19 protein-coding genes are annotated in these 25,127 nt (G+C 58.7%); 3 read left to right on the forward strand and 16 right to left on the reverse strand.

Annotated elements, in window-relative coordinates; genetic code table 11:
• The first annotated feature begins 171 nt into the window (after positions 1-171).
• Entirely contained in the window at positions 172-489 is a 318-nt protein-coding gene (locus ACFVVC_RS01230) for a DMT family transporter (protein ID WP_387448102.1), read from the forward strand.
• A 171-nt stretch (positions 490-660) separates the two neighbouring features.
• On the opposite strand, the gene pntB is transcribed toward ACFVVC_RS01230, so the two are convergent.
• The 9 genes from pntB to ACFVVC_RS01275 form a co-directional block, all read right to left on the reverse strand.
• Entirely contained in the window at positions 661-2,133 is a 1,473-nt protein-coding gene (pntB, locus tag ACFVVC_RS01235) for a Re/Si-specific NAD(P)(+) transhydrogenase subunit beta (protein ID WP_387448104.1), read from the reverse strand.
• Complete coding sequence (locus tag ACFVVC_RS01240) at positions 2,130-3,695, reverse strand: Re/Si-specific NAD(P)(+) transhydrogenase subunit alpha (RefSeq protein WP_387448105.1); 1,566 nt, start codon at positions 3,693-3,695, stop codon at positions 2,130-2,132. Before ACFVVC_RS01240 ends, pntB begins: the two co-directional genes overlap by 4 nt.
• 418 nt (positions 3,696-4,113) lie before the next feature.
• Positions 4,114-5,628 (reverse strand): MFS transporter, encoded by a 1,515-nt coding sequence (locus ACFVVC_RS01245; protein WP_387448107.1) that lies wholly within the window; start codon positions 5,626-5,628, stop codon positions 4,114-4,116.
• 332 nt (positions 5,629-5,960) lie between these two features.
• Entirely contained in the window at positions 5,961-8,252 is a 2,292-nt protein-coding gene (locus ACFVVC_RS01250) for a molybdopterin-dependent oxidoreductase (protein ID WP_387448108.1), read from the reverse strand.
• Positions 8,253-8,447: 195 nt separating this feature from the next.
• Positions 8,448-10,607, reverse strand: a complete 2,160-nt coding sequence (locus ACFVVC_RS01255; RefSeq protein WP_387448109.1) for a glycogen debranching N-terminal domain-containing protein — start codon at positions 10,605-10,607, stop codon at positions 8,448-8,450.
• Positions 10,608-11,182: 575 nt separating this feature from the next.
• Positions 11,183-11,545 carry a hypothetical protein gene (locus tag ACFVVC_RS01260; protein WP_387448110.1) on the reverse strand — a complete coding sequence of 121 codons (363 nt, stop codon included), beginning with the start codon at positions 11,543-11,545 and terminating at the stop codon, positions 11,183-11,185.
• A gap of 102 nt (positions 11,546-11,647) precedes the next feature.
• A complete protein-coding gene (locus ACFVVC_RS01265; RefSeq protein WP_387448112.1) occupies positions 11,648-12,058 on the reverse strand; it encodes an acyl-CoA thioesterase in 411 nt (136 codons plus the stop codon).
• A complete protein-coding gene (locus ACFVVC_RS01270; RefSeq protein WP_387448114.1) occupies positions 12,058-13,161 on the reverse strand; it encodes a nitrilase-related carbon-nitrogen hydrolase in 1,104 nt (367 codons plus the stop codon). Before ACFVVC_RS01270 ends, ACFVVC_RS01265 begins: the two co-directional genes overlap by 1 nt.
• A 194-nt stretch (positions 13,162-13,355) precedes the next feature.
• Positions 13,356-14,564 carry an NAD(P)/FAD-dependent oxidoreductase gene (locus ACFVVC_RS01275; RefSeq protein WP_387448116.1) on the reverse strand — a complete coding sequence of 403 codons (1,209 nt, stop codon included), beginning with the start codon at positions 14,562-14,564 and terminating at the stop codon, positions 13,356-13,358.
• A 350-nt stretch (positions 14,565-14,914) separates the two neighbouring features.
• Between ACFVVC_RS01275 and ACFVVC_RS01280 the strand changes: the two genes are divergently transcribed.
• Both ACFVVC_RS01280 and ACFVVC_RS01285 read left to right on the forward strand, forming a co-directional pair.
• Positions 14,915-16,588, forward strand: a complete 1,674-nt coding sequence (locus ACFVVC_RS01280; RefSeq protein WP_387448118.1) for a PucR family transcriptional regulator — start codon at positions 14,915-14,917, stop codon at positions 16,586-16,588.
• An 828-nt stretch (positions 16,589-17,416) separates the two neighbouring features.
• Positions 17,417-18,025, forward strand: a complete 609-nt coding sequence (locus ACFVVC_RS01285; protein WP_387448120.1) for an IS3 family transposase — start codon at positions 17,417-17,419, stop codon at positions 18,023-18,025.
• 34 nt (positions 18,026-18,059) lie between these two features.
• Here the strand turns inward: ACFVVC_RS01285 and ACFVVC_RS01290 are convergent, their stop codons facing one another.
• The 7 genes from ACFVVC_RS01290 to ACFVVC_RS01320 all read right to left on the reverse strand — a co-directional run bounded on the left by ACFVVC_RS01290 (position 18,060) and on the right by ACFVVC_RS01320 (position 25,076).
• Positions 18,060-18,650: an adenylate kinase gene (locus ACFVVC_RS01290; protein WP_387448121.1), complete on the reverse strand. Its 591-nt coding sequence runs from the start codon at positions 18,648-18,650 to the stop codon at positions 18,060-18,062.
• Positions 18,647-19,573 carry a polysaccharide deacetylase gene (locus ACFVVC_RS01295; RefSeq protein WP_387448123.1) on the reverse strand — a complete coding sequence of 309 codons (927 nt, stop codon included), beginning with the start codon at positions 19,571-19,573 and terminating at the stop codon, positions 18,647-18,649. The genes ACFVVC_RS01290 and ACFVVC_RS01295 overlap by 4 nt, the downstream gene beginning before the upstream one ends.
• Positions 19,574-19,634: 61 nt before the next feature.
• Complete coding sequence (locus ACFVVC_RS01300) at positions 19,635-20,120, reverse strand: MaoC/PaaZ C-terminal domain-containing protein (protein ID WP_387448125.1); 486 nt, start codon at positions 20,118-20,120, stop codon at positions 19,635-19,637.
• Between the two features lie 55 nt (positions 20,121-20,175).
• Entirely contained in the window at positions 20,176-21,402 is a 1,227-nt protein-coding gene (locus ACFVVC_RS01305) for an NAD(P)/FAD-dependent oxidoreductase (RefSeq protein ID WP_387448126.1), read from the reverse strand.
• Between the two features lie 79 nt (positions 21,403-21,481).
• A complete protein-coding gene (locus ACFVVC_RS01310; protein ID WP_387448128.1) occupies positions 21,482-23,023 on the reverse strand; it encodes a class I adenylate-forming enzyme family protein in 1,542 nt (513 codons plus the stop codon).
• Between the two features lie 110 nt (positions 23,024-23,133).
• Positions 23,134-24,180 (reverse strand): NAD(P)H-dependent flavin oxidoreductase, encoded by a 1,047-nt coding sequence (locus ACFVVC_RS01315; protein WP_387448130.1) that lies wholly within the window; start codon positions 24,178-24,180, stop codon positions 23,134-23,136.
• A 116-nt stretch (positions 24,181-24,296) separates the two neighbouring features.
• Complete coding sequence (locus ACFVVC_RS01320) at positions 24,297-25,076, reverse strand: SDR family NAD(P)-dependent oxidoreductase (protein WP_387448132.1); 780 nt, start codon at positions 25,074-25,076, stop codon at positions 24,297-24,299.
• Between the last annotated feature and the right edge of the window lie 51 nt (positions 25,077-25,127).

Genomic DNA, 25,127 nt, shown 5'->3' on the forward strand with positions numbered 1-25,127 from the left:
CGTCGGAGTGCTCACCGCCGCGGTCACTCACGCGGTATGGCAGGAGTGACGGCCACCCTCTGCCGGTTGTCCCGGCTCCCCATTCATCCATGTTTCATGGAGTGCTTTGCTCAAAGTCATAAGCCTCGAACTCGGAGTGCAAGCCGGACACAAGAAAGCCGAGTCTGCGTCATGGCCTACGTGTTCCTCGCCGACGCAATCATCTTCGAAGTCGCGGGCACTGTTAGCCTTCGCCTCGCTGTCGACAATAGGCGCTGGTATGGCGGGGTTGCCGCCGGCTACCTCGTCGCCTTCATGATGCTCACCCTCACCTTAGCTAATGGCCTTCCCCTGGGGGTGTCCTACGGTATCTGGGCAGCAGCAGGGGTCGCTCTCACAGCCAGCATCTCCAAATTCCTATTCAAGGAACCGCTCACCTGGCTGATGGGCCTTGGAATAATCCTCGTAATCGGTGGCGTCTTGCTCGTCGAACTCGGCGCGACCCACTAGCAAGATTCCCGCACGCCATCCAGTAAGCAGCCAGGGATCGTCACGACGCAACGGCCCTGAGACACTCGATACCGACGCCTCGCCTTGTTAAATACGCTCAGGCGACTACCGGAGGAGATCCTCCGGCAGCCGCCATAGCTAACAGATTCGGCTGGGATTCGCCACTTCCCTTTAGAACGCCTTGAGGATGTCCTCGACTCTTTGTTTGGCGTCGCCAAACAACATCTGGGAGTTGTCCCTGAAGAAGAGGGGGTTTTGGACGCCGGCGTAGCCAGGAGCCATCGATCGTTTGAAGATGACGACGTTCTCGGCTTCCCAGACGCGGAGAACGGGCATACCGGCAATGGGGCTGCCGGGATCTTCGGCTGCCGCGGGGTTGACGGTGTCGTTGGCTCCGATGACGAGGACGACCGAGGTTTCGTTGAGGTCCTCGTTGATTTCGTCCATTTCCAGGACGATGTCGTAGGGGACTTTGGCCTCGGCGAGGAGGACGTTCATGTGTCCGGGCAGGCGCCCGGCGACAGGATGGATGCCGAATTTGACGTCCACACCGCGGTCGCGGAGTTGTTGGGCGAGTTCCGCGACAGGGTACTGGGCCTGCGCGACGGCCATGCCATAGCCGGGGGTGATGACGACGCTGGAGGCATTGGTCAACATTTCGGCGGTTGCTTGGGCGGAGATCTCGCGGTGCTCGCCGTAGTCGGTGTCTCCTGTCTTGGTGGCTTCGATGCCGAAACCGCCGGCGATCACGGAGATGAAGGACCGGTTCATCGCTTTGCACATGATGTAGGACAGGTAGGCGCCGGAGGATCCGACCAGGGCGCCAGTGATGATGAGTAGGTCGTTGTTGAGCAGGAAACCGGCGGCCGCTGCGGCCCAGCCGGAGTAGCTGTTGAGCATGGAGACGACAACGGGCATGTCGCCGCCGCCAATGGAAGCCACGAGGTGCCAGCCCAGCCCGAGGGCGAGGATGGTGACGGCGATGAGGAGCCAGAGCTGGGAGTCGTTGACGTACCAGACGGTCAGGGCGATGAACGCGGCCAGGGCGCCGAGGTTGATGCCGTTTTTGCCGGGCAAAGTCAGCGGTGAGGATTTCATCCGGGCTGAGAGTTTCAGGTAGGCCACAATGGAGCCGGTGAAGGTGACGGCTCCGATGAAGACTCCGATGAAGACTTCTGCGTGGTGGATGCCTTGGAGGGCTTCGGGCAGTTTGGGGGCTTCCAGGTGCCCGTTCCAGCCGACGAGCACGGCGGCGAGGCCGACGAAGCTGTGTAGCAGGGCGATGAGTTCTGGCATCCCGGTCATTAGGACTACGCGGGCCCGCCACAGGCCGATCGCGGCGCCTACCAGGACCGCGACCAGTAGCAGAATGAGACCTGTGAGGCCGTGGCCCGAGCCCCATGCGTCTCGGAGGGTCAGCCAGATGGTCGCTGCAAGGGCAATGACCATTCCGGAGATGCCGTAGATGACGCCGGCGCGTGCTTTTTCGTGCCTGCTGAGACCGGCAAGGCTGAGTATGAACAGCAGGGCCGCTGCGATGTACGCTGCTCCGGCTACGGATTCGGCGGTCAACAGACCGGATGCGGTGTCAGTCACTGCGGTGCTCCTTGTAAGAATTCCTGTTGCTTCGCGTACCGGGCTCATCCGTGTGCCTTATTTCCCTTGGAGAACATCGCGAGCATGCGCCGAGTGACGGCGAAACCGCCGAAAATGTTGATGCTGGCAAGCAGGACAGCCACAGCTGAGAGGGCCTGCACGATGAGGTTTTCAGAGGTGATTTGCAGCAGCGCGCCGACGACGATGATCCCGGAAATAGCGTTGGTGACGGACATTAGCGGGGTGTGCAGGGCGTGGTGGACTTTGCCGATGACGTAGAATCCGACCACGATGGAAAGCAGCAGCACCGTGAAGTGCTGCGGCAGCGGGGCCGGAGCCACGGCGTTGATGCCAAAGAGGACAGCGATTCCTGCGGTGATAAGAACGGCTTTGCCGCCAGTGCCCAGCCCCGCCTTTTTTTCCGCCTTGTCGGCGGAGCGCGCACCGGCGCGAGTGGCTTCCGCTTGCGCAACGGGTGCCGCCGAGACCTGGACGGGGGGTGGGGGCCAGGTTTTTTCTCCCTCGCGTACTACCGTCACTGATCGTTGAACGACGTCGTCGAAGTCGATCCTCAGCTGACCGTCTTTGTCCTTTGTGAGCAGCTTGAGAAGGTTTAGCAGGTTGGTCCCGTACAGCTGCGAGGCCTGGGCCGGCAGCCGGGAAGGGAGATCCGTGTAGCCGAGAATGATCACACCGTTTTCGGTGACGATTCGTTCCCCGGCCACGGAGCCTTCAACGTTTCCGCCCTGCCCAGCGGCCATATCCACGATGACGCTGCCCGGCTTCATCTCGGCGACGTCACCGGCCGTGAGCAGTTTCGGTGCCGGACGACCCGGAATCAGGGCCGTGGTGATGATGATGTCAACGTCCCTCGCCTGTTCGGTGTAGATTTCGGCAGCGCGCCGGTTGTACGCCTCCGAGGTCGCCTTGGCGTACCCGTCGGAGGACTTCATCTCCTCCTCCACCTCGACCTTGAGGTAAGTTCCGCCGATGGACTTCACTTGGTCCGCGACCTCGGGCCGGGGGTCCGTCGCCCGGACAATCGCGCCCAGGCTGCTCGCAGCGCCGATCGCCGCCAACCCGGCGACGCCGGCGCCCGCGACGAGCACTTTCGCGGGCGGAACCTTGCCCGCCGCGGTCACCTGTCCCGTGAAAAACCGGCCGAACTCGTGGGCCGCCTCGATCACGGCACGGTACCCGGCAATGTTCGCCATCGAACTGAGCACATCCATCGACTGGGCCCGGGAGATCCGCGGCACCGCATCCAGCGCCAGCGCCGTGATCGGACGCCCCGCCAATGCATCCACCAACTCAGGCCGCAATCCAGGGCTCAACGACCCAATCAGCGTGGCACCCTCGGTGAGACGGGCGATCTCATCCTCAGTGGGCGGATTGATCCGCAGCACGATCGCACAGCCCCAGGCTTCGTCTGCGCCAACAATCAGGGCGCCAGCAGCAAGGTATGCCTCATCACGGAAAGATGCTGCCTCCCCGGCGCCCTTTTCGACTACGACTTCGTAGCCCAACTGAATTATTTGACTAACAGTTGCGGGCGTCGCCGCCACCCTCTTCTCATGACCCAACTCGGCCACGATGCCAATTCTTGTCACGTTCGCTCTCTCTCATTCATCCCGCTGCGGCTTCCGCTGCGGTCACAACTGCATTTATTCTTTGTCCTCCGCGCCGAACAGCAAAGACTGCCTAGCGCGGAATTCTCGACAATATCTACGTCAATCCGGCCAGATGTGCTGATTGTCACTGATTCAAAACCTGGTCGCCTCTGTTGAGTTCGGGATTGCAGTAGGCCGCCTGCTCATTGCAATGCCGTCTTCCCGATACTTAGGGTCGACTATCTCGCATTGGATTTCGGTTTCGCTACGACGGTACACATAGAGCGCCGATCCCACCCAAAAACGAGTCACGAATATTTCCTGAATCTCGCAGATGTATACACAGCCAGTACGCACGCTCGGAAATAAAATCCCTCGAGAAGATCGACCAGCTTATACCCAGGAGCCGCTGAGGTGGCTAGATGCGCGTTCCACGCTCGGTGCTTGAATGGGCACCTAAGGTGAGAGGCATTTCCGCGGGGTTGAGGAGTTTGTTGGTGTCTTGGGTATCAACGAGGTGTTGAGCCTCTTCCGCTGTTTCCACATTGGGCATAGACCCGTTTAGTGGTTTCCTACTTGTTTCTTTGAGGAACAAAACGGAAATGAGCCCCAGAACGCCAGCGCCCATCAGGTAGTAAGCGGGCACCATCTTGTTCCCAGTGACTCCGATAAGGGCAGCAACAACCAGTGGAGCTGTGCCGCCAAAGGCGGCATTTCCCACGTTATATGCGAGCCCGAGAGCGCTCGAACGCGCCGGGGTGGGGAACTGTTCGGGCAGCGAAGAAGCGTAGCTCGACGAAAAGAGAGTGGCACAGATCATGATGAAAAGTGTGCCGAGCTGTGCGCCCCAGACTTCGCCGGACCCCATCATCATGAACGCTGGAACCGGAAGCACGACGCCGAGGATTGCGCCGGTGTACAGGATCCGCTTCCTGCCTATCTTGTCCGAGAGCGAGGCAAAGAACTGGGTTGCGAAGGCAGCGAGGACGAAGAGGGGAAAGATCACGAGGGTGCCGAGGGCTCCTTGGAACCCGAGCGTCTGGTTCAGGTACGTGGGAGTGAATGACGTCATGGTGTAGGCAATGACGTTGCCGGCGGCTGCAACGCCCATTACCGGCAGAATGAAACGTCCGTGGGTCCAAATGACCTGTACGATACCGGGGTTTTTTGCCAACTCGCCGGTTTTCCGGGATTCCTCAGCCCGCTCTTTCAAAACCGCACTGAAGGTAGGTGACTCTTCGATCCGATAGCGGAAATACAGAGCTATGACTCCAAGCGGCCCAGCGATGAGAAACGGAATTCGCCAGCCGAAGGACTGCATAGCGTCCTGACTAAGGCTCAGTTGTAGGACAGCTACCAAACCGGCTCCAAAGGCGAACCCGAGGTAAGAGGAGCCCATGAACCCAACGTAGAAACCCCGTCGCCGATCAGGGGCGTATTCGCTCAGGAAAGTCGCACCTCCGGTGTATTCTCCGCTGGCCGAAAACCCTTGCAGCAGTTTTAGGAACACGAGAAGTGCCGGGGCCCACAGACCGATCACGGCGTAGCCCGGGAGCAGTCCGGTACCAAACGTGGCGACGGCCATCAGGAGCAGCGTGAACGTGAGGACTTTCCGCCGGCCGATCCTGTCTCCCAACCATCCGAAGAATACGCCGCCCAGGGGGCGGGCAACGAACGTGATTGCAAATGTTCCGTACAGGTACAGAGCCTGGACCGTTGGGTCGGCCTGTGGCAGGAAGACGGGCCCCATTACAGTTATGAGGTAGGCAAATACTCCGAACTCATACCATTCGATGATGTTTCCGACGACTGTTCCGGCGACAGCGCGTCTCAGGGCAGCCTTGTTGACAATTCGAATGTCGCTTACTTTCAGACGCCGCTTGCCAGGATGGGCGCCGGTGGCGCTCCTCAATCCTTGGTCTCCAGTGGACATTGGTATCCTTCATTCCGATTCGCTGATGCTAGGTGAAGTCGCAGTCGACCGTAAGGCCGCCATCTTGCTTCCCTAGAGAAACTCAAGCAGTTATATACAGAATGATCCATAAGACATTCGACAGCGGAACATTTGGAAACTTGTACAGACCCCAAATCCTGGCCATGGCGCCCAGCGGATCTCATCCTTGTTTACTGCCCTCAAGATTGTGACCCGCTCCCGTCGTCGTTGGTGTGCTATGACCGGAACATCCAATCCGGAACAGAGCGATGACGAAAAAATTAGCGGGGCTGGGCAGGAGGCGGTGTTCGCGACTGCTCCGGCTGAAGATGCTATACCTCTGGGATCAGTTCGGGTGGAACTGTCACGGTGAGGTTGGGGACTTCAGCCGGCCAGGCTTCCACCTCGACAAGTGCGTGCTGCGCAGTCGTAGCCTGTGAGAGGCTGGAGGATGGTCTGTCTGCTGTCAGCACATTAGGGTTCCCGTGCCGGCAAAAGGAAGGGTCGTTCGGCGCAGGGTCGTACCAGGCCCCGGCCGAAAGCTGAACGACGCCCTGCCGTAGGGAAGCACTGATCGCCAAACCCGCTAAACAACTTCCGCGGTCATTCCGTACCAGTACAACCTGTCCGTCTTCGAGGCCGCGCGCGGCGGCATCAGCCGGGTTCATTCGAAGCGGTTCTCGCCCCTGAATCTTGGATTTCTGACTCGTCGCACCCATGTCAAGTTGGCTATGAAGTTTTGTCTTTGGCTGATTGGCGATTAGGTGCAGGGGATAGTCGCCGGACGAACCGAGCCATTCGTCAGGTTCGATCCACACGGGGTGGCCCGGGCAATCGGCATAACCGAAGCTCGCGATCGTCGAGGAAAAGATCTCGATTTTGCCGCTGGGAGTGCCGAGTGGGTACTTCTCAGGATTCTGCCGGAATTCAGAGAATAGAACTTGGCGCGGTTCGATAATTGGGATCTCAATTCTCTCTGATTCCCAAAAGGTGTCGAAGTCGACAACATCAACACCACGATCGCCAAGCTTGGTTCTCCACCCCCCGTACAGGTGACGGAGCCAGCCCATCGTATCCCGGTTCTCCGTAAACGTTTCCGCCCGGCCGAGTTTGTCTGCTATCGCGGCGAAAATGTCATAGTCGTCTCTTGCACTGCCAGGAGGTGCCGTGAGTGCATGCATCGGGAAAAACGACGGGTCGTTTCGACCTGCCCCATAATCATCCCGCTCGATTGACATTGTTGCTGGAAGCACTATGTCAGCATGACGGGCCGTGCTGGTCCAAAACTGTTCATTCACGATAACCGTAGCTGGTTGGGCCCACGCCTTCCGGAACCGGGCCAAATCCTGATGATGGTGGAACGGGTTACCGCCGGCCCAGTAAATCAACTCGATCTCCGGCAGCGTAATCCGCTGACCGTTAAAATCTATCTGAGTGCCGGGCTCGAGCAGCATGTCGGAAATTCTCGCCACAGGAATATAAGAAGTCTCTGGATTGCGACCTTGCGGGAATGACGGCGCACTGGAGACTCGTAGAGGTAGCCCTACGTCTGCGGATGATCCATAACCGTGCTGGAAACCACCGCCAGGCAACCCTATCTGCCCAAGCATCGCGGCGATTGTGACCCCAAGCCAGATCGGCTGCTCGCCGTGCTGCTGCCGCTGCATGGACCAGCTCAGATTTATCATTGTTCGCGAGGCAGCCATTTCGCGCGCTAACTGGAAGATTCGAGCAGCAGGAATGCCCGTTAGCTTTTCAGCCCACCGCGGGTCCTTCGGAACACCGTCTACCTCACCTCGGAGGTACGGCAGGAACCTGTCGAGCCCAACGCAATACCGAGAAAGGAAATTTTCGTCGGCAAGTTTCTCACTGTCCAGCACATACGCGAGTGCCAGCATCAGGGCGGCGTCGCTGCCAGGTAGCGGCGCAATCCACTCGGCTTCCGCTTCCTTATACGTATCGTCCCCAATCGGCGACACATCAATAAATCTGCACCCCCTGGCCACCGCTTTACGGATGGCATCTCTGGCGACATGACGACCAATTCCGCCCGGCCCGATTCCGCTGTTTTTCTCGGAAATTCCCCCGAAGGAAACGAAAAGTTCTGTCTTGTCAATCACCACTTCCCATGAAGTTGCACGGGCCATGACCTGATCGGGGGAGGCAGCGATGATGTGCGGCAGAAGCACGCCAGAGGCGCCGTAGCTGTAGTCGGTTACGCCGGCAACATATCCTCCCAGAGAGTTGAGGAATCTGTGGATCTGGCTTTGCGCGTGATGAAATCGGCCGGCGCTGGCCCACCCATAAGAACATCCGTACACAGCGGAGGGGCCCTTTTCGCGGTAGACGCGCCCCAGTTCCGCACTCACCAGCTCAATTGCCCGGTCCCATGAAACCTCTACAAAGGGTTCATTTCCTCGCCCGGAACCGGTTCCGGGCCCACGTTCCAACCACCCAGCACGAACTGCGGGACGCAAAACACGAGTCGGGTGATGTTGCGCAGAAGACACGTTAGCCAAAAGGTCTCGCGGGTCCGGATCCTGGGACCAGGGCCTGACAGACAGCAGAGCCTTTCCATCGCTCTCAGCTTCAAAAGCTCCCCAGTGGGTCAAATGCGTGCGCATGCTTCCGTTTCCTTGGATGCTGTTCTAGTGGCGGCCGACCGCGGGTGCCGAAGAACGGCTCAGGTAGGTACCCCAACACTAAATTGTGTCCATATACGTCAAAATTGGAGAAGGGCCGATGCGACCATCGTGCGATCGTAGGAACTCCAGCGAAGCAGGTCACCGACTTCCTAATGCTGGCGATTTGAGAAGTCATCAATACCGCCGCAATCTGTCAAGCTCGACGAAGTCTGCCAGCGGCGGACGTGTCCCCCTGTGGAAAACCATGCCTTCAGGCAATCCTTCAACTTTCGCATCGGATCCCGACACATCGAGCGTCACCCGCCCCCCGCCCACCGGCAGGTTGGTGGTATGCAGGGTTCCCCAGGCTTCCGGTAACACGGGGTCCATCCACAGCCTGCCCAGCGAGACGTGGGCGTCGTAGCGCAGCAGGCTCCGGAAGAGCATCACAGGGGCCGCCGATGCCCATGCCTGCGGTGAACAGGCCGTCGGGTAAGGGATAGGTTCGGGGCACGCGGACCGGCTGAACCCACAAAACAATTCGGGCAGCCTGTTGTCGGTATATTCGGCGGCCTCCATCAGCGCTGAGGAAAGCTGCTGCGCTTCCTTCACGAAGCCGTACCGAATGAAACCTGCGACAATCAGCGCATTGTCGTGGGGCCAGACGGAGCCGTTGTGGTAGCTGACCGGGTTGTAAGCCCCCATGTCCGTTGCCAGGGTGCGCACGCCCCAGCCGCTGAACATTTCCGGGGACATAAGTCGGCGGGCAACTTGTGGTGCCTTGTCCTCATCCACGATTCCTGACCAGAGGCAGTGGCCCATGTTGGAGGCACAGGCATCAACCTGGCGCTTGTCTCGGTCCAGTGCGATCGCATAGTACCCGCGGTCGGGCAGCCAGAACTGTTCGTTGAACTGTTTTTTCAGCCGCTCTGCACGTTCCCGGAAATCATGGGCAAGAGCCTCGTCGCCGACGTCGTACGCCATCCATGCCCGGGCGATATAGGCACTGTAAACGTAGCCCTGAACCTCGCATAATGCGATAGGGGCCTCCGCGAGGCTGCCGTCGGCAAAATTGATTCCGTCCCAGGAGTCCTTCCAGCCCTGGTTTATCAGGCCCTGGTCGTTCAGGCGCTCGTACTCCACGAACCCGTCGCCGTCGCGGTCGCCGTAGCACTGAATCCAGTCCAGGGCACGGTCGGCGTGGGGCACCAGCGCCGCGATGTCCTCTGCCGCGAGTCCCCAGCGGCTCGCCTCGCCGAGCACTGTCACGAACAGGGGCGTGGCGTCGGCCGTGCCGTAGTATGCGGATCTGCCGCCAAGAGCAAGGCGGGTTCCGACGTCGAGCCTCACCTCGTGCAGAATTCGGCCAGGTTGCTCCTCGGTCAGCGAATCCACCTTCGTGCCCTGCCTGTCCGCGAGAGTCTGCAGCGTGCCCAGTGCCAGCGTTGCGTCGAGCGGCAGGACCATGAAGGAGGACAGCAATGAGTCCCGCCCGAAGAGCGCCATGAACCATGGTGCTCCGGCCGCGACGACCATATGGTCCGGATGTTCGGGGTCAACAATGCGCAGGGCCCCGATATCGTCGTGGCTCCGCAGGAGACTTCGTTCGATCGAGGGATTGCCAATGCGGGGAAGGGGGATACGTGCCTCCCACGCCTGCTGTAGCTGCTCCTGCGCCGAGCTCATAGCGGCAGAGAGGGAGACGTTCGGTGTATCCGCATCGATTTCGGTTTCGGCTGCGAGCGGGAGCACTGTCGCCCGAACAGTCCACTGTTTATGCGCTGGGATGGTCATGCTGAGGACGAAGCCTTCAGCATTGGCTTCGGAATTGAACACGCGCACGACGATCCCTTTCCGTGTCTCCTGCCAAGCCGCTTCGATCGTCACAGACCCCGCGTTAGTGCGCCGCGTATGCTCCCAGAGACGGTGGAATCGACCGTCCTTGACTTCGAAAAGATCAGCGAAGTCCGCATCCACCGAGAGGACGATCTCGCAGGCCGCCGGCTGCATGGAATAGTTGTGGATAGTGATGTCCTCCACGATGCCGGCACCCAGTTTGCGATTCCGTTCCACCATCAGCGGGCTGTCGGCCCGGCCATCGGAACGCGCGGCCCTCCCGATGTGCGTGCCTTGGTAGGGGGAAGGGTTCCACGCCCCCAGCGGTTCCACCGGCTGCCCGTTTACCGTGAGCGACCATCGTGACAAGATCCTTGTATCCCGGTAGAAAACCCCGTGAGGATGATGAGGGAAGATATCCCCATTCTGCAGCGAGATGCAGAATGATGATCCCGCCACCAAAGTCACGGCCCCCTGTCCGGCAGGTCCGGCCGCGTTCTCCGCATTCCATCCAGCCATTCCAGGCTCCCTGTAAAAAATGCCGCCTCGAATAGAGCTGAATCTACGCCTGTCACTGAACCTATGCCAGACGGTACTCCAAACAGCAAGGCACTGCCTAAGTTCCCGCGAGTCCGACGGCGGTTGTGGGAAATGGGTCTGCTTCGGGGTACAGCTGTCAGCGGAACAGTCCTGAGAACATGTCGGCGCTTAGGTGCCTACCATCGGAAAGTGACGGAACCTCCTGGAGGTAGAAGCTTCGCCGGTAGTTGGGGGTTGGCGGCCCTTCCGCTGGCAGATTACCTAAGTGAAATCGAGTTGAGGCATTATGTCAGCCGTTGACCCAGATGGAAGAGATCCCGCATGGGGGTGGACGCTGCCTCCGCGGTTCGTGTCGGTGACGGCCGAAAAGTGAGCCATTGTGACGGCTCGGCGGCCGAATGGCTCACTTTTCGGCCGTCGTTGACAGTGCCCCATCTCCAGAATCACATGCCGGCCTGGATGCCATCTTCTTCACGACGCACCTTCGGCCGTGGTTCTTGCCTTCGCATTTGGCAGGGCTTTATGAAGTAGGACTTCCGTGATGCCACCGCCGCCTAAACGCCTGCGTCACGCCAGTTAACCGGTGCGATGGACAGTAGAAGACGCGTTCCTGGCAAGGCACCGTACTGGACGGTGGTTCCTTTTGGAAGAACGAGCAGCTCGTCAGGGTCCCCGACCAAAGACTCTTCGTTTTCGCCGTTGATGACGACAAAGCGGGCCTGTCCCTCGATCACATAGATCGTTTCTTCGTATTGCACCGTCCAAGGGTCGCTGAACTCTGTCCCATCGAAGGTCATCAGGTAGGTGCCCAGCTGTGTAAGTTCTGAAGCCGCCGTCCTGTGCTCGATTCGTGCGGGGCCGAAGTCCTTTACATTGTTCGAGTCAAATTTTGGTTTGTAGTTGGTAGTTACCGCCATTAGTTACTCTCCTATATGTCTGGTTTGATGTGGTGCTCAGGAACGGCGGCCCGTAGAGGGGACCGCCAGCCATCCGTGCTTCCAGGCAGGAAGCGCGGCAATTCACTGTGATTTGCCTGTTAGGGCCTCTCGGAGGGCAAATGCCACTGCTTCGGGCAGCGGCCGGGACCTTGCTGCGCTGGGGTCGACATTGACATAAACGAGCTCGATGTCGGCCAACCCTGCGTAGTCACGGCTAATTCGAACGTCCAACGTGAAGCTGGAGTTTCCGACCTTGCGGCATTCGACGTCGACGTCCAGGGTGTCGTCGAAATAAGCAGGAGCCTTGAATGCCACAACTGCATTGACCACGGAGGGATCAGTACCTTGGGCTACAAGCTTGGGGTAGGGCCAGCCGATGCTGCGGAAGTACTCAGTCATTGCTACGTCAGCAATTTCAAGGTAGCGGCTATTGAATAAGAACCCTTGCGAATCGACTTCGTGATTCCTGACCCGGTGCTGATAGACCAGCATTATGCTCCCATTTCCGCCTGAAGCTTTGCGTAAAGGTCCAACCGGCGGAGGGCCAGGCCGGGTGCTTCTGGATTCGCCCTTGAGGCCAGCAGCAGGTCGTGATCAAGGTCAACGATCAGAACTTGTTCTTCAGCTGAGTCCGTGGTTGCCAAAATTCCATCGTTGATCCCTACGGTTTTATCCACCGGCCCGGACACGAGCGCTTTGCCTACTGCGTACATGGGCGAATCAGTCGGAAGTCCGTTGGTTCCAAACAGCGGCGACATGACGACGTACAGCTGGTTTTCTATAGCCCGCGCCTGGCATCCGGTACGAACACGGTGCACTCCGCGTCGGTTCCAGGTGAGAGATGGGCAAAGGATCAGGTCGACCCCTTTGTGCACGAGGTAGCGTGTCAGTTCGGGAAACTGGATATCGGCGCAAATCAAAAGCCCAGCAGTAAAAGGGCCGATCTTTGTCACGAGTAACTCGTCGCCACCCCTGGCGCCCAGGGCGTGCTCTTGGGGTGTCAGGTGGATCTTGTCCTGGGATTCAACGCGCCCGTCCGGGTGCACAATGAAAGCCGTGTTCCGGAGCGACCCATCTTCTGCGACGCGGTTGTGGCTTCCACCAGCGACGACAATTTGGTTCTCACGTGCCATCCTGACAAGACCTGCCACGATATCGTCCGTCAGATGTGGCAGGAAGTGCCAATAGTCGGAAGCGATGGAGGCAGTCGTGACGTCATGGTCTTCAACTGCAGCAAGAAGTCCAGTACTGGCAAGTTCGGGGAAGAGCACAACTTCGGCACCTTGTTTCGCGGCACGCTTCACGAAGCTCTCCATGTGCTCCAAGTACTGGCGGAGGCTCTTCTCCTGTCGAAGTTCGAACTGAATGGTGGCTACCTTCAATGACGCCTTGGTCATAAGAAACTCCTGTCTAAGACCGGCCGTTTCAGAACGGCGATTCTTGTCCTCGCTTGTTTTCCCATCGGTCACCGAGGGTGAGGGCAGTTGATGTTGCAGATGAACGTTCGAGGTTGAGCACGAATTGGTGGACCGGTTCATGGCTCGGCGCTCCAGCTTCTGACCTTGACGGTACTCGAGGGCAAAGGGTCCGGACATTGGGAGGATTCTCAAAAGTCCGACCCGACTTTGGTTTGGATGCCAAAGCAAGTGCCAGAGTCCACCTCGCAGGACCGGCTTATGCCCAGCGCCTCCGGTACTCAGACGCTCAAGAAGGACCTGGACTGCTATATCGTGCAGGCCAGAGCCCAAGGGAGCAACCCTTTAGGGTGACTGTCGGAGGAAGGAACGGATTAGGACGGTGAGCCGGTCGCAGCGGCCAGCGTAGGCCTGTTTAGTTTCAGTGCGGTGGCAAAGCTGCTTGTTTCGCCGGCGATGACCTCGGCCATCACCTGACCGCAAATAGGGGCGCTCGCTATTCCCCAGGCGTGCCCAACGTTTATGTAGGCGCCGTCGGCGCGATCAACAATGGGCAGGTGGTCGGAGGTCTCACTTCCCAATCCGGCCCATAGGCCGGTTACTCCATAATCGGCGAGCCCTTGATACCTGTCCAACGTCGTCGAGACCATGGCGTTTGTTGCATTAATGCTGATGTGCGGGTTGAGCGAGCCCCTACCGTCAAAGCTGTTGCCTATGAATATCGCACCGCCGCGATTCTGGGCGATGGAGTCGTCATAGCTAACGGTGGAAGCGACGGGGGGAGCAAACATTGCAGCATCGTACGTAGCAAGGTCCGTGAGTGCCCCACAGCCGTAGACACCCCGTGGGCCACGCATGATGGCGTTTGCTTGTGCGTCTACGGGTTGGGTCAGTAACTGGCCCACTCGGGCGGTCTCGATGGGAACCTCTATACCCTCGGCCCGGAGGTTGGTAGACCAAGCACCGGTTGCCCACACCACTCCCGGGGCATGGATTTCGCCTCTGACCGTGCGTACACCGATGACTGTTTCCCCCTGGCGAAGGGTAGAAAGTACTGACGTATTTTCGAAGGTTCGGATGCCAGCACGGACGCAGGCAGAGGCCAAGGAATTGACGAACTGAACACCGTCGATCTGTACGTCGTCTGCACAAAATACAGCACCTGCTGCACTATCTGGAAGGATGGAAGAGTGTTTCAGCGCCTCGTCCCGACTAATCATATTTACATCCAAACCGGCCTCCCGCCGGTCTAGAACATAGTCCTCCAGGACTCTGCCTTGTTCGTCGGTTTCGAAGAAGAACAGCCCGCCCTGACTGCGATAGTCGAACACGTCACCAAGCTCGCCCAAAAATTCCTGATACTTCTCTTTACCTGCCTTGGCGAGGGCCAGCTCCGTGCCGGTACGGCGAGTCTGCAGCCACAACGAGCCAGAGTTTCTCCCGGATGCGCCATATGTGGGGAATCGCTGTTCCACAACGACAACATCGAAGCCCCTTTTGCGCAGCTCCCAAGCCGTGCACAGGCCTACCATTCCTGCTCCTACGACCACGATGTCACCGGTCGCGAGGGTGTCAGCGCCCATAGCACGTTCCTTCCTGCTGGCAGAGCTTTTTTAAGCCCTTCCTTAGTCTTCCAGATCACCGGGGCCGAAAGCACGGATTCGTCCGCTTAGTCCGGGAGCGATCTGCTCGTTCTGCTTGGCTTACAGCCTTTCACCGCGGTAGGTTCCGTTTGATTTCCCAATGATCCAATTAATGTTCTGCACGTGACGTTAGAAGGCTATGGAGTGGGCTGTAATTGGCACTCCTCCAAAGTTTCGCCAACGGGCTTAGAATTTCTCCAATGGTAGGGCTGCGTTCCTCGTTTAGTCTGGGCGAAAGCGACGGCAGGAGGGCGTCGTCCCTTCCGCCCTCGTTCCAAGAGAGTTTCCCAATGAATAAAGATTCGACTTCCGTGCCGCTGGGAACGGTGCTAGCAGATTTGGGTGCGGCCGCCGCGTTGCTGACGGGTGATGATTCTCAACTGTCCAGGCAGGTTAGCGGCGCTACGGTCCTGCTGAAGCCAGAAGATCTTCCTGACGATACCGGCGTTGTCGTGGTTTGCCCGCGCCTGGAAAACTATGCCGATTTGAAGGAGTTCCTCGGCCAACTTACTGGGCCAGGTCGAGTGCTCTTTGTATCTTCAACGGCCGCAGTCGCGGCGGAGGGTGTTCAAGCTGTTGCTGGAAGTCACCTTATTGTCGCCGTTGATGCCCGTTTGAACGTTGCCGACGTAATCGTCTCCATCGCACGATCAATGCAGGTACCGGAGGAATCAGTGTCAAGGAGACTGGCCTCGCTGCAGCGGGCACTCAGTCAGGCCATGACGGAGCCTGAGCCAATACCAGCGCTATTGGCCCGACTAGCGCATGTGTGCAACGCCACGGCAGTCCTGGTAGATCGGCTCGGCGTTACGCTACATGCGACGGGACCAATCCCGATGTCCCTCCTGTTCGGCGAGGTCGCCCGAACCGAAGCTGACTCCCAAATGGTGGACGTTGACGGGTGGCGGGGGATGGCGGCGAGAATTTCCGCTCCCGGCCCAGATGAGTCTCACTTTGGTTGGCTGGTCGTGACGACTAGGCGGGAAAACTTTCCTGACACCTACTCAACGTCGGCCACTCACGTAGCCGCAACGCTCGTGGAAGCCAGTCAACGAATGGCCGTTGCTGCCAGGCAGCAGGAGCGGGCTATACGGACAGCAGTACTTGAGGAGGCTCTTGCTTTACGCCGGGAGCCAAACAACCCTGAGCTGGCAGGGCGGATCTCCGCATTTGGCCTGTCCTTTGCTGAAGAGTTGCGAACGCTGGTTTTTCGTCCCATTCGTTCTTCCGTCGCATCACGGCCGTTGCCCCACATCGACGACGTTTCCGAGCTATTAGGCATGGCATTGGAATCGCAGTCAGTCGCGTATCTGTTGACCACGAAGGATAAAGCCGTCATCATAACCGCCCAGTGCGGCGTTCAAACCCTGCGTAGAATCGTGGTTGCCGAAGGCAACAAACTTCCGAACGCCCATATTGGTATCGGGCGAAAGGTGCGTGCCCTTGGCGAGATTCTGGATTCTTACCAAGATGCACAGCTAGCTGTCAGAACACTTCGCAGGAGCTCCCGGGGCCCGAAAATCATGGCCTACGAGGACTTTAACTATGCAACGCGGCTCTTTGCGGATGTTGGCTTTGACAAAATGATCATGTGGGCCCAGGAGTTTATGAAGCCACTGGAGGGGCGAGATCTGCTTATAGAAGGGCTACAGACCTATTTTGAGCATGCTCAGAATATCAACGCAGCTGCAGACTCGCTGGAAATCCACCACAATTCATTGCGCTACCGATTAGCAAAGGCTGAAGAGATTCTTGCGATCAACTTGAGAGAGCCGGGTGCGGTTTCTTCAGTCTTCCTGGCATTGACTGCTCTGGAGCTAGGTCGCATCCAACAGGCTCGGCCAAAGTCCTCAGGTGAAACGCTGGGAAATCGTAAGGCGACTGACGTCGAGGCTACGGGTGTGCTGCCTTACGCCAGACCGCCGGCACAAAGAGGCGGGGTAGTAAAGCCCCCTGCCCGGTAAGTGCCTCGTGGGCCCTTAACTGCGAGGGGGGCCGGCCCTCGTGATGAACTGCTCCACAGGAGTCGGGACTGGGAAATCCAGTTCCGACTCCCGGGGAGCAGTCTTATGTGTTCGTCTAGTTCGCTATCGGAGGACCAGCACGAGGCCGTCGTAACGTGGTTTGAGAAGGGCGTTGCCGACACGGCGACGGCCAACGTGCTGGGCGTGGCCTGCACGCCGGTTGGTCTCCTTTATCGACGGTGGGGTCTCCATGGCCGGGGAGCGTTGATGGCTAAGCCGACAAAACGCGCATACTCGTTTAAATCAGGCTCGGTCTTGTTGAACTCTTCGCCGCAGGTGAGGCTGCGCAGGATCTCGCTTCAGAAGTGGCTTGTCATCACCCAAACTTATGGAAACGTGGGCTCGGGCATACCGCCGGGAGGGGCCGGATGCGCTGCGTCCGAAGGCAAGAGGCCGTCCCAGAGACACCGGCGCCTCGCCACCAGTGGAGCTATCGGAACTGGAACGACTGCGCCTGGAGAACGAGCGTTTGCGGGCGGAAGTGGCTTTTCTGGGAAAATTGCGGGTCTTGAGGGCGCAGAGCGACGGTGAAGGTTCAAGCCCTCATCTCTCTCAAGGCTGACTTTCCGCTCCCGGTACTGCTTCAGGTCACGGGTCTTGCCAGGTCAACGTTTTTCTACCATCAGGCCCGTCTCCAAGCTCCCGACCTCCGGGAGGCGCCTTAGGGGCAAGGCCATCGACATCTTCGAGAAGAACCATGGCCAGTACGGGAACACGCGTATCCATGCGGAGCTGGTCAAGTAAGGATGAGCGACCGCCAAGAAGACAGTGCTGAAGCTAATGCGCTCCTTGGAGCTCGTCTGCAAAGTCCGGCGGCGGAAACGCTACAGCTCCTACAAGGGTGATCAGGGAAAGGCTGCCCCGAACGCGTTGAATCGAGAGTTTGAGGCTGATAGACCCAACCGGTGGTGGGTGACAGACGTGACGGAGTTCAGGGTCGGGGACCGGAAGCTTTACCTCTCACCGATCATGGACCACTTCTACCAGCAGATCATCTACCACGCCGTCAGCCCGTCCCCGAACTTGGAGCTCACTAACGCTTCCCTGCGCAAGGCCCTCAGCTGCCTAAAGCCTGGCCAGCGTCCAGTTGTGCATTCGGATCAAGGTTTTCAATACCAGAACGGTACCTGGCGGACTCTGGAGAGCACCGGCGTCGGCCAGTCGACGTACCGAAAAGCCAATTGCTACGACAACGCCGTTACGGAGAACTTCTTCGGACACCTGAAAGAAGAGCTCATCTCAACAAAGCTCAAGGGGCCTGAGCCCGGTGCAATACCGCGCTCAGGCCCTCGCGGCTTAGGCTCTTACATAGACAGTCCAACTTTCGGGGACCAGTTCATGAGGACCGGCCCCTCGCCTGAGCGACCAGATTTATAGCCAACGTCTTGGTGCTGTTCACTTTCGGCCAAACCTAGAGCGGCAAAGACGCCCCTAATTTCACATCCAGGGCATTTGAAACCCGCTGGGCAACATCCGAGACGTCGCCGACGCCTTCGACGCTGGTGAGGAGGCCGCGTTCGTCGTACAGCGTGGTCACGGAGGTTGTTTGTTCGAAATAGAGCGCCATTCGCTCCCGGATAACTTCGGCCGTATCGTCAGTGCGGTTTTCGCTGACGGCCCGCTTGAGCAGTCGGTGAATCAATTCCTCCGGGTCAACGACGAGTTGCAGTACTACATCAAGTCGGTGCCCCATATCAGCCAGGATCTCATCGAGGAAGGCTACCTGCGCTGCGGTGCGGGGGTACCCGTCCAGCAAGAAACCGTCCCGCGCGTCCGACTGTTCCAGACGATCCCGCACCATGTTGTTCGTGATTTGATCCGGGACGAACTGCCCTGCATTAATGTAAGACTCCGCGGCTTGACCCAAGGGAGTTCGGTTCTTCACGTTTTGCCGAAAGATGTCTCCAGTCGAAATGGCGAGGATTCCGAACTCTTCGCTGACGCGGCTAGCCTGAGTACCTTTTCCGGCCCCCGGGGGGCCGATCAGGAGCATTCTGATCATGGGGTGGTCCTTTCGTGATGGAGGGGGGAATGACGGACGAATTGCGTCAACGGGGCCGCATCCTGGTTGGCCTGCCCCCGGTTATCGTCATTCCAGCTGTCAAAGAGCTCGGAGAGAGTCGGAAACCAAACGCCATCGAATGCAGTAATGTGGTCGAGAAATTTTTCAAGCATTAGGAGGTTGTGCGCCCTTCCGATCGTCTGCGGGTGCAGAGTCCACGTCATCGCACCGCCCGGGCAACGTTCATATGCGAAGTTGAAGCTGTCGATCCAACGCGCGAGCACCGCCTCATTGCTTTGCATCAGTGGGCTGCCCTTGAAGGACTCCAACTCGGGGAAGTCGTCAAGAATCCAAGAAACCGGAAACTCGAGGACGTTGCTTTCCCGTCCGAACCGGTTACCTTTTTCTAGGCTGACATCCACGACCATTCGGGGCCGGTACGGTTCAAAATCCCGACCCATCAAAGATGAATCCCAATCAAAGCCGAACTCTTCCAGGAGCTCAAGCGTATTGTCGGTGACATCTAGGGCGGGGGAGCGATAGCCTCGCGGACGCTTTCCAATAAACCCTTCGTGCTGCTCGATTTGCAGTTCCAACAGGCGCCGCTCCTCGTCCCGCTCCAATTTAGGCACGTACTCGTGGTAAACACCGTGAGCGCCGATTTCATGTCCAGAATCTACGACCGCCGCTACAGAGTCGGGAAATGTTTGCATCGTGTGTGTAGGTACACACCACGTCGTTGTAATCCCGTATCGGCGGAACACCTCTAATAGCCGTGGAGCGCCAACGACAGCACCGAATTCACCACGTGACAGCTGGGTTTGAGAGGTAGTGCGAAACGTTCCCAACCAGACACTTTGGGCGTCAAAATCCGGACTTAGCGAAACGGCGAGCCGTTTACCTTCTGGTAGTTGGAGTGGCACAGCAATCAGCTTTCTTTGGGATAAGTTTGACGAGGTAGGTGCTTAGACCGACTTAGGCCCTCTACATTGGCCGCCGGGAAAGGAGGACGACCCAGTCTCCTTCCTGGCAGACAGCTCCGTTCTGATTAAGAATTCGGACCCGGGTCGTTACCACGCCGCGGTCCGGCTTGGTGCTTGAGGGGCGGATGTTAGTGACCACTTCATCAACGGTGATAGTGTCACCAATGCGTATCGGGGCGGACATTCTCCAATTGTCGATCCCCAGGAACGCGATAGCGGACCCGTTCTTCCATCCCAAAGCCATCTCGAGCCCAAATGCTAGGGACAGCGCCCCAGGGCCGTGGAAAAGCCGGGTCCCGAATTCAGTGGTTTTGGCATACTCCTCATTTGTATGCAACGGATGCATGTCGCCCGACCACGTGCCGAAAGTCACGACGTCGTATTCGGTGACGGTGCGACCGGCAGAGGTCCATTTATGACCGAGGTCAAGGTCGTCGAGATACCGCACGGCCGATGTGTTGGCCGTGCCCAGGAGGTTGGCAGTCAAAGTCTTCCCCACTTCTAGTGTATTTGTTGGATGCTGTGCATTTGAACTGGCAGGCTCAGTACCTGATGACCCCGTCGACCGGGGCGGCGAGGGACGGTCGATAGAGTGACAGCTCGTCGAGGGACAGGGTGGTCTGTTCGCCCGAAAGTAGCTCAGCCACAAGGCGCCCTGTGATCGGGCCGGCGAGATTGCCATAAACATGGCCCGTGGCGAGGACCAGCCCAGGAAGCTCCTCCACTTCATCAACGATCGGGAGGGAATCAGCCGTTGCTGGTACCAGCCCAGCCCATGCGCTCTCGATTCCGAGAGTCCTGTAATTGGGGAACGTGCGAAGCAATGAGTCGATTGCTAGCTTGAGACCAGCAGCAGGCATCCGGTCATCAAGCTGTTCCGGGTAGTCCATTGGGCAACCTATGAACAAATTGCCGTCTTCCGTCTTGGCCACGCACTCCATATGTTCAAGACCGTGGGTCTGATCCTCGGAAGGCGAGGTGAAATACTCGTCCTTATAGCTGGGAAGGTTGCGGATATGGGCATACTGTTTTGCCGCCAGCGGACCATTGAGGATCTTGTCGAGTTTCTCTTCAACGGGCGCGAGCAACACAGCCCCCAGCCTGTGTGGCTTTATCGGTACGCTGACGCCTTCCGCTTCAAGCATCGTTGACCAAATGCCCCCGGCCCAAACAACTTTGTCCGCAGAGACATCGCCCGCGACTGTCCTCACACCTACGACTTTCGAATTACGCCGCAGCAGCCCAAGGACGGGGGTGTTTTCGTGGATGCGAACTCCAAGCCGGCGGCACTCCTGCGCCAGTGCACGAACAAACTTTGGCGTTCGAATCTGACCGTCCTCAGGGCTGAAGGTAGCTCCAATGACGTCGGGGGGCAGGATGGGGGCAGCTTCGTGAGCGGCTTGGTCGTCGAGCAGCTCGGCCTTGAACCCGTCAGCAATGCGCGCTTCAACGAATTCCTTGTAGACCCGCCGCTGGTCGTCCGTGTAGAAAAACGTCATCGCGCCGTTGCTTCTGTATTCAAAGGTTGGCCCGAGGATGTCCGCGAAGTCATCGTAAAGGGCTCTGCCGGCGCGCGTCAGCCTCACCGCGTAGTCGCCGTGACGATTTTGCATGTGCAGGAATCCCAGGTTTCGCCCAGAAGCTCCGTGGCCAAGTTCCCGCTGCTCGAGGAGCACAACCTTGTGGCCCTTACTCGCCAAGAAATAGGCGGTTGTTACGCCTACTATCCCGCCGCCTACGACTACAACTCCGGCCTTGTCGAGATTCATTTCGTCCTGTCCTAACTCGTCTGGTCTGGCAGCATGTCTAGGAGCGCTGCCGCATAAATTTTGGTGGTGGAGTCTGCCGTTATGAGCCGCTTGTGCTTGCTTCTTCCGACAGAAGCGCTGCCACGTCACGCCTGCTGACTTTTCCGGTCGTCAAATTCACTGGAAGTGAATCGACGGTAATGAATTGGCTGGGAACCTTATAAGACGAGAGCCGCGCCGCAGTAAACGTTTCAAGCTCGACGTGGTCAAGGGGTGCACCCCCCTGGGGGACAATGGCAGCCACGACGCGCTGGCCGTAGATGTCATCCGGGATGCCCACGACGGCAGCTTCAGCAACGGACGGGTGTTGCTGAAGAACTCGCTCGACTTCTGCAGGAGAGATATTTGTGCCGCCGCGGATGATGACATCGGATAGACGGCCAACCACGTAAACGAAGCCATCCTCGTCTACTCTCACAAGGTCTTTGGTGCGGTACCAGCCATCATCGGTGATAGCGGCTTGCGTTTGCTCCTCGTCCCTCCAGTATCCGAGCATTAGTCCGGGGCCTGAGGAGTAGGCTTCCCCAATTTGGCCTGCTGGAACTTCTTGTCCTTCGGCGTCGAGAACCTTCAGTTTCGAGCGGGGCACGAGCTTGCCGGCGGAGCCCGGTTTGGGGGTTGGGGTGGAGATGGGGTCATACGTCACCAGCGGTAGGCATTCCGAGGCGCAGTAGGCGTCCAGGACGGGCAGTCCGGTCTGTGCCTGCCAGCGGCTGAACGCGGCTTCATTTCGGGGCTCTCCGCCTGAAATGCAAAGCCGCAGTGAAGGGAAGGCAGGATGGCCGGTGCTGTTCTGTTCCGCGAATTGTGCCAGTTTCCCGAAGGTGGCAGTGACCCCAGCCAGGAACGTCGCACGATGTTTCTCGATGGCTGGCGCGATCATCTCCGGTCGGGCCCTGCGGACCACGACCACGGTCCCGCCGCGTAGCAGGACGGCCAATGAGGTACTGGCGAGCCCATACAACCAGGCCATTGGTAGACAAATGATGGCTGTATCTTCGGGGCCGAGGTGCCAAACCTCACCGTAGGTATCCGCGCAATTGTGGATGGTGGTTGCTGAGAGCATAATCGCTTTCGGCCTGCTCGTGGTGCCCGATGAGAAGCAGATCATGGCGAGGGGTTCGCGAAGACCTTCGGGGTTGGACGACGCGTCATGCCGTAACTCGGCAACGCGAAAGTCGGCAATATCGACAATAGGCACGTTACGTGCTGCTGGAGCGACCAATGCGCGGTCGACGCTTTCCGAAGTAACGATCAGTGCTGGGTCACTCGTGTCAATGGCGTACTCCAGATCACCGGGCCCCGAAGAGGGGTAGACGGTCACAAGGACGCCGCCACTACGCCAGACGGCCAAAGCAGTGACCAGATAGTCGGCGGAGCTTTCAGCAATGAGGGCCACCCGGTAACCGGGCTTGAGCCCGGCTTCGAGCAGAATGCCGGCGCGGCGATCGATGGATGCCTGCATATCCCCATAGCTGAGGGTCCTATCGCCATCGATGATCGCCGTTTGGCCGGGGTTGCGGCCGGCGACTTTCTCGAAGGCGGATACACATCCCTTTTGCTCGGTTGACGAGTTGTTCATATCCGCTCCACGTTGAATTTGATAGTTGAACACGCTGTAGGCCCCGTAAGGACTGCTGTCAGGCGCTAAGACCGGTTGCCTACCAGTCCTTCGGCCCGGCGAGCGGTTGGTCAGACCCCGAGTCCTTTGAGGATCTTCTCAGCGTCCGAGGCCATGTTCTCCACGATCTGGCCGGCGGGAAGTATCTCGTGAACCAGCTGCATTGTCTGGCCGACCGGCATCATACCGAAATCCATGTCACCGTCCTGGTACCCGGTCTCGACCCTGGTACCCGCGACCGCGTACTGGCCGGGGAAGCCTGCGGGCTTCTTATCGGCCGCCGTCCATTCCGACGTCCACTTGTTTTCGAAAGCGCGCATACGCTTACCGCTGTAGGAGTAAGTGATGGTGCTGTCCTTGAAAGAGCCTTCAACGACGCGGTTCTTGAAGTTGTTATGGCCGTAGGCCTCCGGGCTTGCGATAAATCGGGTTCCTACCCAAACGCCCGCTGCACCCAAGGCGAGGGAAGCCGCCAGTCCTCGCCCGTCGGCGATGCCGCCGGCAGCCAAGACGGGCTGTTTTACAACATCCGCTACGGCTGGCACGAGGGTCATGGTTGATGCGTAGCCAGTGTGCCCCCCGGCCTCGGTTCCCTGGGCGACGATGAAGTCAACACCGGCCTCGCTGGCTTCCTTTGCTTTGCCCACGGAGCCGACAAGGGAAAAGACAGTTATCCCACGATCCTTGCATTCCTTGATGAACCAGTCAGGCGTGGCGAAGGTCAGGACAACGGCGGCAGGTGCCGCGTCCAGGACAATCTGGACTTGATCTGCCACGGCGCCAGGGGTCAGGAGAGCTTCCACGCCGGCCATTTTTTCCTGGTCGGCTCCAGACAGTGACTTCCACAGCTCGCGCACCGGTGCCCACTGCGCTTCATCGTCAGTGGTAAGGGAGTCCGGAAGCAGCAGGTTGACCGCATAGGGTTTGTCGGTGCCAGCTTCGATCCTCTTGATTTCGGCCCGGAGGTTATCCGGCATGAAGCTGACACCACCGAGGCAACCCAGGCCCCCGGCGTTGCTAACGGCAGTTACAAGCTCGGCCTGCGCCACCCGGGCCATGCCTGCGGAGCAGATGGGGTACTGGAGACCGAGGGCCTCGGTCAATGCTGTCCTGATCACTGATACACCTTTCACGTCCCGGATTTCGGCTTCGGCCTTGCTCCGGCTGTTTCATCTTGTCCCCACTTGGGACCCTTGGTTGGTTGTTTGTTAGCCAGTCATACGGCCCGGCCGATTTAGGTGGCGTTCCAGCCGCCATCGACCTGAATGGTCTGACCGTTGACATAGCTGGCGGCGTCGGAAGCGAGAAAGAGGACGACACTCGCGACTTCTGATGGTTCACCTGACCGTTTCGCGGGGATGAGGAAGTCCATGATTTCGGGCGATACGCCAATGCCGCGTTGCTGGGTTGAGACAAGGTCGCCCAGGATTTCCTCCGACGTCGCGCGGAGGTTGGTTTTGATAACGCCGGGAGCGACGACGTTGGCGGTGACGCCGTGTGGGGCAACATCAATGGCCAGCCGCCGGGTCAGGCCTTCCAGGCCAGCCTTGGAAGCGACATACGAGATTCCATCGGCTGCACCCCGCTGCCCTGCAACTGACCCGATAGTGATGATGCGACCGGAGTTCTGCTTGGTCATTACCTGTGCCGCGGCGCGGGCTCCGTAGAAGGCCCCGGTCAGGTTGACCCCGATGATCTTGGCCCATAGCTCCGGGGTCGTTTCAAGCACGTCGGCGTATCCGTCGAATACCCCTGCGCTGTTGACGAAGACGTCCAGCTTCCCGGTCTTGTCCACGACCTCGTCTACGAGTGCGGATACCGACTGGTAGTCGCTGACATCTGCAACCCTTGTGTGCAGTGACTCCGGAGAACCGAGCTCGTTTCGAGTCTCTGCGAGGCGTTCCTCGGAGATATCGCTGGCGAAGACCTCATATCCTGCTTCGACAAATGCTGTGGCAATGCCTCGACCGATACCCGATCCGGACCCTGTGATTAATACGCTTTTGCTTCCCATGCCATCCAAATTACGGGGATGAATCCTGTGGCGAAACTGGCAACTTCACGG

Origin of the sequence: Pseudarthrobacter sp. NPDC058196, from assembly GCF_042882685.1 — a bacterium.
GTDB lineage: Bacteria > Actinomycetota > Actinomycetes > Actinomycetales > Micrococcaceae > Arthrobacter.